At 70.5% G+C, this 12,428-nt stretch carries 14 protein-coding genes; 5 read left to right on the top strand and 9 right to left on the bottom strand.

Annotated features, from left to right (window positions below; genetic code table 11):
* The 3 genes from cseB to OG594_RS25215 all read left to right on the top strand — a co-directional run bounded on the left by cseB (position 1) and on the right by OG594_RS25215 (position 3,394).
* On the top strand, positions 1–714 hold the full coding sequence (gene cseB, locus OG594_RS25225) for a two-component system response regulator CseB (RefSeq protein ID WP_266603462.1): 714 nt from the start codon (positions 1–3) through the stop codon (positions 712–714).
* Positions 711–2,030: a two-component system sensor histidine kinase CseC gene (cseC, locus tag OG594_RS25220; RefSeq protein WP_266603460.1), complete on the top strand. Its 1,320-nt coding sequence runs from the start codon at positions 711–713 to the stop codon at positions 2,028–2,030. The genes cseB and cseC overlap by 4 nt, the downstream gene beginning before the upstream one ends.
* A gap of 80 nt (positions 2,031–2,110) precedes the next feature.
* The gene (locus OG594_RS25215; protein ID WP_266603458.1) at positions 2,111–3,394 is read left to right on the top strand and encodes a LamG-like jellyroll fold domain-containing protein; all 1,284 of its coding nucleotides are present in this window, start codon (positions 2,111–2,113) and stop codon (positions 3,392–3,394) included.
* Between the two features lie 70 nt (positions 3,395–3,464).
* Here the strand turns inward: OG594_RS25215 and OG594_RS25210 are convergent, their stop codons facing one another.
* Positions 3,465–4,058 carry a M23 family metallopeptidase gene (locus OG594_RS25210; RefSeq protein WP_266603456.1) on the bottom strand — a complete coding sequence of 198 codons (594 nt, stop codon included), beginning with the start codon at positions 4,056–4,058 and terminating at the stop codon, positions 3,465–3,467.
* A 368-nt stretch (positions 4,059–4,426) separates the two neighbouring features.
* On the opposite strand from OG594_RS25210, the gene OG594_RS25205 reads away from it, so the two are divergent.
* Positions 4,427–4,627 (top strand): hypothetical protein, encoded by a 201-nt coding sequence (locus tag OG594_RS25205; RefSeq protein ID WP_266603454.1) that lies wholly within the window; start codon positions 4,427–4,429, stop codon positions 4,625–4,627.
* A gap of 72 nt (positions 4,628–4,699) precedes the next feature.
* Here the strand turns inward: OG594_RS25205 and OG594_RS25200 are convergent, their stop codons facing one another.
* Positions 4,700–7,225, bottom strand: coding sequence for an ATP-dependent Clp protease ATP-binding subunit (locus OG594_RS25200; RefSeq protein ID WP_266603452.1), 2,526 nt, complete (start codon positions 7,223–7,225; stop codon positions 4,700–4,702).
* 462 nt (positions 7,226–7,687) lie between these two features.
* Here OG594_RS25200 and OG594_RS25195 point away from each other — a divergent pair, with 462 nt between their 5' ends.
* On the top strand, positions 7,688–8,320 hold the full coding sequence (locus OG594_RS25195) for an SCO3374 family protein (RefSeq protein WP_266603449.1): 633 nt from the start codon (positions 7,688–7,690) through the stop codon (positions 8,318–8,320).
* A 4-nt stretch (positions 8,321–8,324) separates the two neighbouring features.
* Here the strand turns inward: OG594_RS25195 and OG594_RS25190 are convergent, their stop codons facing one another.
* The 7 genes from OG594_RS25190 to OG594_RS25160 form a co-directional block, all read right to left on the bottom strand.
* Positions 8,325–8,660: an Lsr2 family protein gene (locus OG594_RS25190; protein WP_189744080.1), complete on the bottom strand. Its 336-nt coding sequence runs from the start codon at positions 8,658–8,660 to the stop codon at positions 8,325–8,327.
* A 165-nt stretch (positions 8,661–8,825) separates the two neighbouring features.
* Positions 8,826–9,356: an amino-acid N-acetyltransferase gene (locus OG594_RS25185; protein ID WP_030009901.1), complete on the bottom strand. Its 531-nt coding sequence runs from the start codon at positions 9,354–9,356 to the stop codon at positions 8,826–8,828.
* Positions 9,357–9,367: 11 nt separating this feature from the next.
* Positions 9,368–9,820 carry a BlaI/MecI/CopY family transcriptional regulator gene (locus OG594_RS25180; protein WP_266603444.1) on the bottom strand — a complete coding sequence of 151 codons (453 nt, stop codon included), beginning with the start codon at positions 9,818–9,820 and terminating at the stop codon, positions 9,368–9,370.
* Between the two features lie 101 nt (positions 9,821–9,921).
* Positions 9,922–10,089 carry a hypothetical protein gene (locus OG594_RS25175; RefSeq protein WP_030009899.1) on the bottom strand — a complete coding sequence of 56 codons (168 nt, stop codon included), beginning with the start codon at positions 10,087–10,089 and terminating at the stop codon, positions 9,922–9,924.
* Positions 10,090–10,103: 14 nt separating this feature from the next.
* Complete coding sequence (locus OG594_RS25170) at positions 10,104–10,697, bottom strand: hypothetical protein (protein ID WP_266603441.1); 594 nt, start codon at positions 10,695–10,697, stop codon at positions 10,104–10,106.
* A gap of 67 nt (positions 10,698–10,764) precedes the next feature.
* Entirely contained in the window at positions 10,765–10,950 is a 186-nt protein-coding gene (locus tag OG594_RS25165) for a DUF397 domain-containing protein (RefSeq protein WP_030389722.1), read from the bottom strand.
* A 314-nt stretch (positions 10,951–11,264) separates the two neighbouring features.
* Positions 11,265–12,395: a low specificity L-threonine aldolase gene (locus OG594_RS25160; protein WP_266603431.1), complete on the bottom strand. Its 1,131-nt coding sequence runs from the start codon at positions 12,393–12,395 to the stop codon at positions 11,265–11,267.
* Between the last annotated feature and the right edge of the window lie 33 nt (positions 12,396–12,428).

Genomic DNA, 12,428 nt, shown 5'->3' with positions numbered 1-12,428 from the left:
ATGGCCGAGACCCATGTCCTGTTCGTGGAGGACGACGACGTCATCCGTGAGGCCACGACCCTGGCGCTGGAGCGCGACGGGTTCGCGGTCACGGCCATGCCCGACGGCCTGTCCGGGCTGGAGTCCTTCCGCGCGAACCGGCCCGACATCGCCCTGCTGGACGTGATGGTCCCGGGCATGGACGGCGTGAGCCTGTGCCGCCGCATCCGCGACGAGTCCACCGTTCCGGTGATCATGCTCTCCGCGCGCGCCGACTCCATCGACGTGGTGCTGGGCCTGGAGGCGGGCGCCGACGACTACGTCACCAAGCCCTTCGACGGATCCGTGCTCGTGGCCCGGATCCGCGCGGTGCTGCGCCGCTTCGACCACTCCGGCGGCGCGCAGAACGGCGGGGGGAACGCGGCCGACAACGGCTCGGACCCCGAGCGCGGGGTGCTCTCCTTCGGCGACCTGGAGGTGGACACCGAGGGCATGGAGGTCCGCCGGGCGGGCGCCGCCGTGGCCCTGACCCCGACCGAAATGCGCCTGCTGCTGGAGTTCTCCTCCGCACCCGGCACCGTACTGTCGCGCGACCGCCTGCTGGAGCGGGTCTGGGACTACGACTGGGGCGGCGACACCCGCGTCGTGGACGTCCACGTCCAGCGGCTGCGCACCAAGATCGGCCAGGACCGGATCGAGACGGTCCGGGGCTTCGGATACAAGCTCAAGGCATGAGACGGTTCACTTTCCGCACGGGGATCCGCTGGAAGATCACGGTCGCCATCGCCTCCGTGGGCGCCCTCGTCACGATCGCGCTGAGTCTGGTGGTGCACAGCGCTGCCCGCGTGTCGATGCTGGAGAGCGCCCGCGAAGTACAGCTGGAGCGCGTGCAGTTCATCTCCCGCAATGCCGATGCCGGACGCAAGCCGCCCATGGGGGCCAAGCTCAACGATCCCGAACTGCCCGCAGAACTGCGGCACAAGGCGCAGTCGGGCCGGCGCGGGACCTACATCCAGGAGCGGCCGGGCGGGGGGCTGCCCGAGGTGTGGGCCGCCGTACCGCTCGGGAACGGGATGGTGCTGTCGCTGCACACGCCGTTCCGGGAGAGCACCAACCTGCTCCCCGACCTGGACCGGGCCCTGGTCATCGGCGGGCTGTCCGCCGTGATCGGCGGCTCGGCGCTCGGCGTGCTCATCGGCGGTCAGATCTCGCGCCGGCTGCGCAAGGCCGCGGCCGCCTCGCAACGGGTGGCGCACGGCGATCCCGACGTACGCGTACGGGATGCGGTCGGCGGTGTCGTGCGCGACGAGACGGACGACCTCGCGCGGGCCGTGGACGCCATGGCGGACGCCCTCCAGCAGCGGCTGGAGGCCGAGCGGCGGGTGACCGCGGACATCGCGCACGAACTGCGGACTCCGGTGACGGGCCTGCTCACGGCAGCAGAACTGCTGCCTCCGGGGCGGCCGACGGAGCTGGTGCGGGACCGGGCCCAGGCCCTGCGCGCGCTGGTCGAGGACGTACTGGAGGTGGCCCGGCTGGACAGTGCGTCGGAGCGGGCGGAGCTCCAGGAGGTGGCGCTGGGCGAGTTCGTGAGCCGGCGGGTGGCGTCGCTGATGCCGGAGGCGACCGTACGGGTCGTCGCGGACGAGATCGTCAGCACCGACCCGCGCCGCCTGGAGCGGATCCTGGGGAACCTGCTGGCCAATGCCGCGCGGTACGGGCAGCCGCCGATCCAGGTCGACGTCGAGGGACGGGTCGTACGGGTCCGCGACCACGGGCCGGGCTTCCCCGAGGCGCTGCTGCGCGAGGGGCCGAGCCGCTTCCGCACCGGGTCCACGGACCGCGCGGGCGTGGGGCACGGGCTGGGGCTGACCATCGCGGAGGGCCAAGCGCGGGTCCTGGGCGCCCGGCTGACCTTCCGTAACGTGGCCGCCCGTGGCGGCTCGGAGCGTGAGGGCGCGGCGGCGGGCGCGGTGGCGGTCCTGTGGCTGCCGGAACACGCGCCGACGACGACGGGCAGCTTCCCGATCCTCACGCTGCCGCAGGGCTGAACCGGGGCGGGTCGGGCGGGTCGGGCGATACGGGTACCGGGCGGTACCCGCCCGGGGGTCCGTGACTTAGCATCCGTGGCATGACCGACGGTACGAATCCCCCGAGCCACCCGCAGCCCGAGCCCGCCCCCGGGAGCGGCGGATACGGGTTCCCGCCGGGACCGCCCGCGCAGGGCGGCTACGGCTACCCGACCCCGTCCGCCGGCTACGGCTACCCGCAGACGGGGCAGCAGCCGAACCCTTACCAGCAGGACCCGGGAGGCGGCCACCCACAGGACGCGGGAGGCGGCTACCAGCAAGACCCGGGGGGCGGGTACCAGCAAGACCCGGGCGGCGGTTACCAGCAGGACCCGGGGGGCTACGCACCGGACCCGGCGGGCTACCAGCAGGACGCGGGAGGCGGTCAGTGGGCTCCGGCCCCGGCCCAGCCGGGATTCACGAGGCTGGCCGGTCCGGACCTGCCCGGCGCTTCGCAGCAGCCGGACTGGGAGGCCATGGCCGACCGCTCCGCGGCCGAGCGGCGCAAGAAGCGGCTGTGGACGCTGGGCGGCGGGGTGATCGTGCTCGCGCTGCTGGCCGGCGGTGGAACGTTCTTCCTGCTGGGCGGCGACGAGGACGGACAGGACGCCCAGCCCGCGAACTCGGCCTCCGCCTCGCCCGAGCCGGATGATTCGAAGGGGCCCGCCGCCTACACCGCGACCGTCGCGGGCGACGACACGCTGCTGCGCGACAGCTACGGCAACATGGGGATCCGGCTCGGCCCCGACCTCAAGGTCGGCCCGCTGGGCAAGCGCTTCCAGGTCATCGGCAAGGGCAACGGGAACTCGTGGGGGCAGTCCGCCGAACCGGTCGTGGACGTGACCAAGAGCTTCACCGTCACGGCCCGCGCCTACAACTCCGCCGCCAAGGGCTCCCGGATCATCATGAGCCAGGGTGACGGGGAGTCGTTCTCCTTCGAGCTGGGCGTGAACGAGGTGAACGGCAAGCAGGCCTGGATCTTCCGCGTGCAGACGGGCGACAAGGGCGCCGCGGCCACCACGCGGACGGTCGCCGCCGAGGGGCTCAGCATGGTGAAGACGCCCACGCTGCTGATGGCCACCTACGACGCCGAGAAGAAGGCGATAGCCCTGTACGTGGACGGCAAGAAGGCCGGGGAGACCCCGGTGCCGCCCATCTGGCAGGCCCCGGGTCCGCTCCAGCTAGGCCGATCCAAGCACCACAACATCTGGACCGGTCCGTGGCAGGGCGCCCTGCACAGCATCAAGACCTACGACATGGCCTTCACGGAGGAGCAGGCCGCCGGGTACAAGGAGGGGAAGCTCGAACCATCGCCGAAGCCGACCCATGCCTGGCTGCTCACCTGATCGGTGAGCAGGGCGGGTCGGCCGGTACGACGGGTGCTGCGGGTGCTGCGGGTGCTGCGGGCGGGACGGGTCAGACGGTGACGCCGTTGGTGCGCAGGAAGGCGACCGGGTTGACGGCCGAGCCGTAGTTCGGGGTGGTGCGGATCTCGAAGTGCAGGTGCGGGCCGCTGGAGTTGCCGGTGTTGCCGGACAGGGCGATCCGCTGCGAGGAGTTGACCTTCTGGCCGATCTTGACCTGGATCTTCGAGAGGTGCGCGTACTGCGAGTACGTGTTGTTGGCGTGCTTGATCACGATGGCGTTGCCGTACGCGGGGCCGTCGCCGCCGCCGTTCGGGCCCGCCTTGACGACGGTGCCGGCGGCCGCGGCCTTGACCGGGGTGCCGACCGGGACGGCGAAGTCCTGGCCGGAGTGCTTGTGGGACCACATGTTGCCGCCCTTGCCGAAGGTCGCGGACAGCGTGTACTTCTCCAGCGGCTTGTCCCAGAGACCGGTCTTCGAGGAGCCAGCGGCACCGGCGGCGCCGGCGGCCTTGGCGGCGGGGGCGGACTGCGGGGCGTCTGCGAACGCGGCGGTCGTGCCCGCCCCGAGGGCCAGCACGGCACCGAGAGCAGTGGTGCCGACAGCGATACGGGTACGACGGGTGTAGACGCGCTTCGCGAACATGTGCAGACCTCCGGGGCCGGGGACAAGGGGTGTTTCACACCTGTGAGAGGCATGAAGTGACCCGGCACGATCGAGCGAGTGCCGGGCTGGCTCATCTTTGGTAACCCGCGCCCCGGGACTTCCCCAAATGTCCGGATTACTAGCGGAACTCGTAGCGGCGCCCCTGTGACGTGCCCCGTTGACGGCCTCCCTCCAGGGACGAAGGTCCCGCGGCAGGGTGTTTTGGATCTACGAAACGACCTAGTACGTCCGATTTGTCCTGTGCGGCTTGTCACCGGCCCCCACCCCCGTCTGAGGCCCAGGTCACTAGGGGTGTCCCGGCCCCCGAGCCCCGCCCGTCCCGCCGGAGGGGGCGGGCGCGGGCCCGCGTGCCGGGGCGGATCGGTCCCGAGCGGATCGGACCCGAGCGGATCGGACCGCTGGTCCTTGACCTGCCCCCGCCCCCGGAACGGGCCCCTGCCGGCCGGGCGGCCCTGCACACGGTCCAGACCGCGGGCGGGGTGCCGTCCGAGCTCGCCGTACCGGCCCTGTCCCTCCTGCCCCCGCACGCCCCGGTGACGCGTTCGTAGGGGTGCACGCCGAAAAAGGGGCGGCCCCGGAACCTGTTGGTTCCGGGGCCGCCCCTTGGTACTGCGCCGCGCTTACGCGCCCTTCGACAGGTCCGGGCCGGAGCCCGTGGCCTCGATCGGGGGGAGGTCGGGCAGGGCCGACTTCTCCTCGCCGCGGAAGGTGAACTTGGCTTCCTCGCCCTCACCCTCCTTGCCGACGACCACGATGTGACCGGGACGCAGCTCGCCGAAGAGGATCTTCTCCGACAGGATGTCCTCGATCTCGCGCTGGATGGTCCGGCGCAGCGGCCGGGCACCCAGGATCGGGTCGTAGCCGCGCTTGGCGAGCAGGAGCTTGGCGTCGCCGCTCAGCTCGATGCCCATGTCGCGGTCCTTGAGGCGCTCGTCGACCTTCGCGATCATCAGGTCGACGATCTGGATGATGTCTTCCTCGGTGAGCTGGTGGAAGACGACCGTGTCGTCGACACGGTTCAGGAACTCGGGCCGGAAGTGCTGCTTGAGCTCTTCGTTGACCTTCGCCTTCATCCGGTCGTAGCCGGTCTTCGTGTCGCCCTGCGCCGCGAAGCCCAGGTTGAAGCCCTTCGAGATGTCCCGGGTGCCCAGGTTGGTCGTCATGATGATGACCGTGTTCTTGAAGTCCACGACCCGGCCCTGGGAGTCGGTCAGACGACCGTCCTCCAGGATCTGGAGAAGGGAATTGAAGATATCCGGGTGGGCCTTCTCGACCTCGTCGAAGAGGACGACGGAGAACGGCTTGCGGCGCACCTTCTCGGTGAGCTGGCCGCCCTCTTCGTAGCCCACGTAACCGGGGGGTGAACCGAAGAGACGGGAAACCGTGTGCTTCTCGCTGAACTCCGACATGTCGAGGGAGATCAGCGCGTCCTCGTCGCCGAAGAGGAATTCGGCGAGCGTCTTGGAGAGCTCGGTCTTACCGACACCGGACGGACCAGCGAAGATGAACGAGCCACCCGGGCGCTTCGGGTCCTTCAGACCCGCACGAGTACGGCGGATCGCCTGGGAGAGCGCCTTGATGGCGTCCTTCTGGCCGATGACCCGACGGTGGAGCTCGTCTTCCATGCGGAGCAGTCGCGAGGACTCCTCCTCGGTGAGCTTGAAGACGGGAATGCCGGTCGCGGTCGCGAGGACTTCGGCGATGAGCTCGCCGTCGACCTCGGCGACGACGTCCATGTCGCCGGCCTTCCATTCCTTCTCGCGCTTGGTCTTCGCCGCCAGCAGCTGCTTCTCCTTGTCACGGAGAGACGCCGCCTTCTCGAAGTCCTGGGAGTCGATGGCCGACTCCTTGTCGCGGCGCACGCCCGCGATCTTCTCGTCGAACTCGCGGAGGTCCGGCGGTGCGGTCATCCGGCGGATGCGCATCCGGGAGCCGGCCTCGTCGATCAGGTCGATCGCCTTGTCCGGGAGGAAGCGGTCCGAGATGTACCGGTCCGCCAGCGTCGCCGCCTGGACGAGGGCCTCGTCCGTGATGGAAACGCGGTGGTGGGCCTCGTAGCGGTCGCGCAGGCCCTTGAGGATCTCGATCGTGTGGGGGAGGGAAGGCTCCGCCACCTGGATCGGCTGGAAGCGGCGCTCGAGCGCCGCGTCCTTCTCGAGGTGCTTGCGGTACTCGTCGAGCGTCGTGGCACCGATGGTCTGGAGCTCACCACGGGCCAGCATGGGCTTGAGGATGCTGGCGGCGTCGATCGCGCCCTCGGCGGCGCCCGCACCCACGAGGGTGTGGAGCTCGTCGATGAACAGGATGATGTCGCCGCGGGTGCGGATCTCCTTGAGCACCTTCTTCAGGCGCTCTTCGAAGTCACCGCGGTAGCGGGAACCCGCGACCAGGGCGCCGAGGTCAAGCGTGTAGAGGTGCTTGTCCTTGAGCGTCTCGGGAACCTCGCCCTTGACGATCGCCTGGGCCAGGCCCTCGACGACGGCGGTCTTGCCGACGCCGGGCTCGCCGATGAGGACCGGGTTGTTCTTCGTACGGCGGGACAGCACCTGCATGACCCGCTCGATCTCCTTCTCGCGCCCGATGACCGGGTCGAGCTTGGATTCGCGGGCCGCCTGGGTGAGGTTGCGGCCGAACTGGTCCAGGACGAGCGAGGTCGAGGGCGTGCCCTCGGCCGGGCCGCCGGCCGTGGCCGACTCCTTGCCTCCACCGGTGTAGCCGGAGAGCAGCTGGATGACCTGCTGCCGGACTCGGTTGAGATCGGCACCCAGCTTCACGAGGACCTGGGCGGCGACGCCCTCGCCCTCGCGGATCAGGCCGAGCAGGATGTGCTCGGTGCCGATGTAGTTGTGGCCGAGCTGGAGGGCCTCTCGGAGCGAAAGCTCCAGGACCTTCTTCGCCCGCGGAGTGAAGGGGATGTGGCCGGACGGGGCCTGCTGCCCCTGACCGATGATCTCCTCAACCTGCTGGCGAACAGCCTCGAGCGAAATCCCGAGGCTCTCCAGGGCCTTAGCGGCGACACCCTCACCCTCGTGGATCAAGCCCAGGAGGATGTGCTCGGTGCCGATGTAGTTGTGGTTGAGCATCCGGGCTTCTTCCTGAGCCAGGACGACAACCCGCCGCGCGCGGTCGGTGAACCTCTCGAACATCGTTTATCGCTCCTCAGAGCGGTCGGGCAGTTCGGGGTCGGTCCCCGCCCTGTCCTTCCGCATGCTAGTCCCGCGGGGCGGGACAGCTCATTCCAACTGCCGACATCCGTCCGCGGCTCACCCCTGCATCAGCGGGAAAACCGGCTCGGAGAGCCGACAACTGCTCCAACTCGATGGTGCGAGACGATGTTCCCGCAGGCCAGGCAGATACCCGTCATGCGTGTACGCCGACGGCGAACGGATGCCCGTCAAATCAGCGTGTCGCCCCGATCCACTAGGAATGTCTTACCCGTAAGGACTGACACTCCATGCCGGTGCCACCGGTTCCCTCAGCTAAGGGCGAACACAGTTGCGCCTCGAATGTGGACTCCGTACTCCACGGACGTTTACGTTCCGCATGGCGGTGAGTGCGGTGCGTCACATTGAGCGTAACCCTGCGGCCTTTCGGAAGTTGCTCCGGACATGGCCGTAACCCTCCCGCCGCTCGCCCCGCCGACCGTGCCGCCGCCCCGCCCGGCGCCCGAGGAGGACGCGTACGCCTCCTGGTACCGGAGAGTGCTCGGCTGGACCGTCGTGGGCGGGCCGCCCGCCCAGCTCGCGACCGGGAGCCGGTTCGACGTGCTGGAGCTGCCGTCCGACGCGGGGGCCGCCCTGCTGCGCAGGCCGGTCGCCACGGGCCCGGTGGCCCTGATGGGGCGCCGGATGCGGTTCCTGGTGGCCGCGGGGAGCGCAGAGGAGCTGGACGGGCTGCTCGACTGGCTGGAGTGGGGCGGGGTCGCCCTCGATCTCGCCGCCCTGGGTGCGGGTGGCCGGATCACCGCCCCGGTGCCGCCGGGGCATTGCGTACGGGACGGGAGTCCCCGGGGGGCCGCCGTGTGGCTACGGCCCCCCGAGCAGGGGTGCGAGGCACTTCTGCCTGCCCTGTCCGGTCCCGGACAGGGCGCCGGTCCCGGGCGGGTGGGCGCCGGGGCCGATCTCGTGCGCCTGGTCTCCGCGGCGGCGACGGAATGTCACCGCGCGCGGCTCCGGCGCCGTACGCCCCTGCGGAGCGCCGTGGCCGGGCCTCCCTCACGGGCCGGCCGGGTCAGTCCCTGACGGGTCAGCCCCGGTTCTCGTAAGCGTCGCGGATGTCCTGCGGCACGCGACCGCGGTCGTTGACGCTCAGGCCCTGGGACTTCGCCCAGGCGCGGATCTCCGCGGTGTCCGGGTTACCGGACGCCACGGCCGCACGGCCCTTGGCGCGGCCGGTGGACGCGCGGCCACCGGTACGCCGGCCGCCCTTGGTGTACGGGTCGAGCAGACCGCGGAGCTTTTCAGCGTTGGCGGTGGTGAGGTCGATCTCGTAGGTCTTGCCATCCAGAGCGAACGTCACCGTCTCGTCCGCCTCGCCGCCGTCGAGGTCGTCGACAAGAAGGACCTGAACCTTCTGTGCCACCGGGATTTCCTTTCATCGAAAAGCAGTACGCGGAAAGGAAACCGCTTTTGCCTGGAAAACACAAACCCCCGGTGAGAGGTTCGAGACCGCAACAGGGCGGGAAACGTACGCGATTCGGACATAGGCCACAGGTGCGCGGAGCACCGGAAAAGCTGAGGCCATCGATCAGAGGTGCAGAAGCATCCGACTGTTGCCCAAGGTGTTCGGCTTCACTCGTTCGAGACCGAGGAACTCGGCGACACCCTCGTCATAGGAACGCAGCAGCTCCATGTAGACATCGGTCTTGACCGGGGTCTCGCCGATCTCGACGAAGCCGTGCTTCGCGAAGAACTCGACTTCGAAGGTGAGGCAGAAAACCCGGCTCACCCCGAGGGTACGGGCGGTACGCAACAACTGCTCCAGTACCTGATGCCCGACTCCGGCGCCCTTCAAGCCCCGGTCGACGGCGAGAGTGCGCACTTCGGCAAGGTCTTCCCACATCACGTGGAGAGCGCCGCAGCCGACGACCTGGCCGTCGGAGTCGCGTTCCGCGACCCAGAACTCCTGGATGTCCTCGTAAAGGACGACCGGAGCTTTGTCGAGCAGGATCCGCTGCTGCACGTACTGGTCGAGGAGTCGGCGCAGCGCGGGAACATCACGCGTCCGGGCACGGCGGATCGTCACTGTTTCTGCATGTGCAGTGGAAAACTCTCCCATGGCTGCGGACGTTATCGCCCCGGCTCCTGCGGGCGCTCGTCGGACTCCCCCTCGGCCACGGGCGGAGCGGGGGGTTCGGGGGCGGCGTCGGCGCTCGACTCGTCGTCGTACTGGACGACCCGCACGGCGTCCCGGAGGGCTTCGCGCTGTTCCGCGGACATCATGCCGAAGAAGGCCACGAGGGCGGCCGCGGGGTTGTCGCTCGTCGACCAGGCTTCGTTCATGAGTGCGGCCGAGTAGGCGGCGCGGGTGGAGACCGCCGTATATCGATAGGCGCGGCCTTCGGCTTCCCGGCGGACCCAGCCCTTCTGATGGAGATTGTCCATAACGGTCATGACCGTGGTGTACGCGATGGACCGTTCCTGCTGGAGGTCTTCCAGTACTTCTCGCACGGTGACCGGGCGGTTCCACTGCCACACCCGCGTCATGACGGCGTCTTCGAGTTCTCCCAGGGGGCGAGGCACAGCAGCACGATAGTGCGGCTTGTGCTGAATTGCCCGACTACTCGCTCGGCAACGCGCCGGAAAATAGGGCGCACGGCCGGTGAAGCCGCACGCCCCGAGGGTTACTTCTGCTGCTGCTGAGTGGCTTCGGCCCGGGCGAGCACGGCATCGACCGCCGCGTCCTCCTTGGCCTTGTTGGAACCGCCCTGGCTCTTCACGATCGTCATGACGAGAGCAATGAAGAACACGGCCATCACGAAGGGGGGCACGAGCGCGGAAACGTAGTCCATGCCCCACAGCGTAGCTACCCGGCGGCCAGCCCGGCCGCCGGGGGCGGGGTGGGCTTGCGGCGCGGCGGGAACACCTCACCGGGGGTCGGAATCGGCCGCTCCGGGCGGGGCGGCTCCTTGGGGTGCGGAGCCGGGCGGGCCGGCGGCTCGTCCTTCTCCTTGCCGCCGGCCAGGGCCAGCAGCCGGGTCCGGGGCGCGGGGGCGGTCGACAGCCGCCGCCGTACGGAGCGCTCCGCGACCGTCCGGACCCGTTCCAGCAGCGCGGCGGCGATCGGGTTGGCGCGCAGCGCCCGCAGGGCGGCGAGGTCGTCGGGCTCCGGTTCGTACCCGGCGGCCAGGGCGTCCTGCAGCAGCTCCAGGTAGCCGGAGAGACTGCCGGGCAGGGCGCCGCGGTAGCGGGCGAGGTCCGCGAGGAGGAACGCTCTGAGCCGGCCCGCCTCCTGGACCGCTTCGTCCACCGACTGCGCGAGGCGCAGGCAGTCCTGGACCTCCTCGGCCGCCAGGGGGGCCGAGGGGGACTGAAGGGCGTGGGCGAGGAGGCGCGTGAGCAGGTGCAGCTCAGCGGCGCTGAACGCCATGCCGCCGCGGGATCCGTAGGGCGTGGGCATGGGCCGAAGATACGCGCTAATCGGACAAAATCCCCTGATCGCGGGTGCGGCGCGCTCGGCGGGTCCCTCAGCCGGTCTCTTTGACCGCGCGCAGGAAGTCGGCCCAGGCGGCTTGGGTGGTGGCGAGCACGAGGTGGGCGGGGTCGGCGCGGTCGGCGACCTTGACGAGGGCTCCGGGGGCGGTGGCGACGTAGACGCAGGCGTCGCCCTCACTGCAGAACGAGGACTTCCGCCACGCGGGCTGAGTGGTCATGGTGTCTCCTCCGGGCGCGATGGCCGGTAATTGCCGTCAATGACGGTAACGCCGTGGCCGGCTTGCGCCGGTGGCTTTGGGGAATTCCGCATTTCGCCCTTGCCTTCCGGGGGCGCGGATGTGGGTGCGGGTGCGGGTGCGGGTGCCGCTGCGCGGGGCCTCTCCCCGCCCCGCCCTTTCGCCGTTTCCCGGGGCTCCGCCCCCGGACCCCGCGCCTCAAACGCCGGCGGGGCTGGAAGTGCGGGCTCCGCTCCAAGCCCCGCGCCTCAGACGCCCGCGGGGCTGGAGGGGTGGGTGGGGCTGGATCGGGTCCTTCAGATCCGGGCCACGAAGGCCGAAACCGCTTCGTGGACGTCGGACTCCGTCCAGGACAGCCCCGGCTGCGTGATTTCCAGTTCCGTCACCGCGAGGCCCGGCGGGCCGTCGGCGGACCAGCGACGGAAGAGGACCGTCCCCGTCTCCTCCGCCTGCCGCAGGCCCGCCTCCGTCAGCCGGTCCGCCTCGTACGGGAGCCACACCTGGAACTGGTGGGTGTGCGGCTCCTCCGGGTTGATCCGGGCCCACGGGACCCCCGAATCCGCGAACGCCGAGCGCAGCGCCCCGGCCACCACCCGCGCCTGGGCCACGTACGACGGCAGCCGGGGCAGTTCCCGTTCCAGTCCGGCGAGCGCCGAGAGGGCCTGCGGGAACTGCCGGAAGACCTGGCCGCCGTAGCGGTGCCGCCAGACCCGGGTCTCCTCCACGAACTCCCGGGGCCCCGCCAGGGCCGCCCCACTGAGGCCGCCGAGCGACTTGTAGAAGGAGACGTAGACGGAGTCCGCGAGGCCCGCGATCTCGGGCAGGGTGCGGCCGAAGTGGACGGTGGACTCCCACAGCCGGGCCCCGTCGAAGTGGACGACCGCGTCCCGCTCCCGGGCCGCTTCGGTGAGCGCCTCCAGCTCCTCCCAGGTGGGCAGCAGGAAGCCCGCCTCCCGCAGGGGCAGCTCCACCATCAGCGTGCCGAAGGGCTCCCGGAGCGCCTCGACGTCCGCGGCCGACGGCGGGCGGGCCTCCGTGGTCGGGTGCGCCACCCGCAGCCCGGAGACGACCGACAGGGCGTCCCCCTCCCACCGCTCCGGATGGCTCATCGGGTGCAGGGCCACCACCGGGTTCCCGGTCCGACCCGCCCAGCACCGCAGCGCGATCTGCTGGGCCATCGTGCCGGTGGGGAAGAACGCCGCGTCCTGGGTCCCGAGCAGCTCGGCGACCTTGCGCTCCAGCGTGGTGACGACCCCGTCGCCGTAGACGTCGGCCGGCCCGTCCATGTCGTACGGGGCTTCGGCGAGCGAGCCGAGCAGCTCCCCCACGGTGGGCTCCAGCAGACTGCGGGACAGCCTCCGCTCCGCCCCGCGCCAGGCCGCGACCAGCCGCTTCGTACGTTCGGTGTCCTCGCTGTTGTCACTCATGGGGAAAGATCCTCGCTCCCGTCGCCGCCGACC

Origin of the sequence: Streptomyces sp. NBC_01214, assembly GCF_026340975.1 — a bacterium.
GTDB lineage: Bacteria > Actinomycetota > Actinomycetes > Streptomycetales > Streptomycetaceae > Streptomyces.
This window is presented reverse-complemented; position numbering and strand designations above follow the sequence as displayed.

Excerpts from the sequence above, each read along its gene's own strand:
- OG594_RS25175 (WP_030009899.1), bottom strand. The coding sequence starts at position 10,089 with ATGGACTACGTTTCCGCGCTCGTGCCCCCCTTCGTGATGGCCGTGTTC.
- OG594_RS25170 (WP_266603441.1), bottom strand. The coding sequence starts at position 10,697 with ATGCCCACGCCCTACGGATCCCGCGGCGGCATGGCGTTCAGCGCCGCT.
- cseC (WP_266603460.1), top strand. The coding sequence starts at position 711 with ATGAGACGGTTCACTTTCCGCACGGGGATCCGCTGGAAGATCACGGTC.
- OG594_RS25195 (WP_266603449.1), top strand. The coding sequence starts at position 7,688 with ATGGCCGTAACCCTCCCGCCGCTCGCCCCGCCGACCGTGCCGCCGCCC.
- OG594_RS25165 (WP_030389722.1), bottom strand. The coding sequence starts at position 10,950 with ATGACCACTCAGCCCGCGTGGCGGAAGTCCTCGTTCTGCAGTGAGGGC.
- cseB (WP_266603462.1), top strand. The coding sequence starts at position 1 with ATGGCCGAGACCCATGTCCTGTTCGTGGAGGACGACGACGTCATCCGT.
- OG594_RS25210 (WP_266603456.1), bottom strand. The coding sequence starts at position 4,058 with ATGTTCGCGAAGCGCGTCTACACCCGTCGTACCCGTATCGCTGTCGGC.
- OG594_RS25160 (WP_266603431.1), bottom strand. The coding sequence starts at position 12,395 with ATGAGTGACAACAGCGAGGACACCGAACGTACGAAGCGGCTGGTCGCG.
- OG594_RS25185 (WP_030009901.1), bottom strand. The coding sequence starts at position 9,356 with ATGGGAGAGTTTTCCACTGCACATGCAGAAACAGTGACGATCCGCCGT.
- OG594_RS25200 (WP_266603452.1), bottom strand. The coding sequence starts at position 7,225 with ATGTTCGAGAGGTTCACCGACCGCGCGCGGCGGGTTGTCGTCCTGGCT.
- OG594_RS25215 (WP_266603458.1), top strand. The coding sequence starts at position 2,111 with ATGACCGACGGTACGAATCCCCCGAGCCACCCGCAGCCCGAGCCCGCC.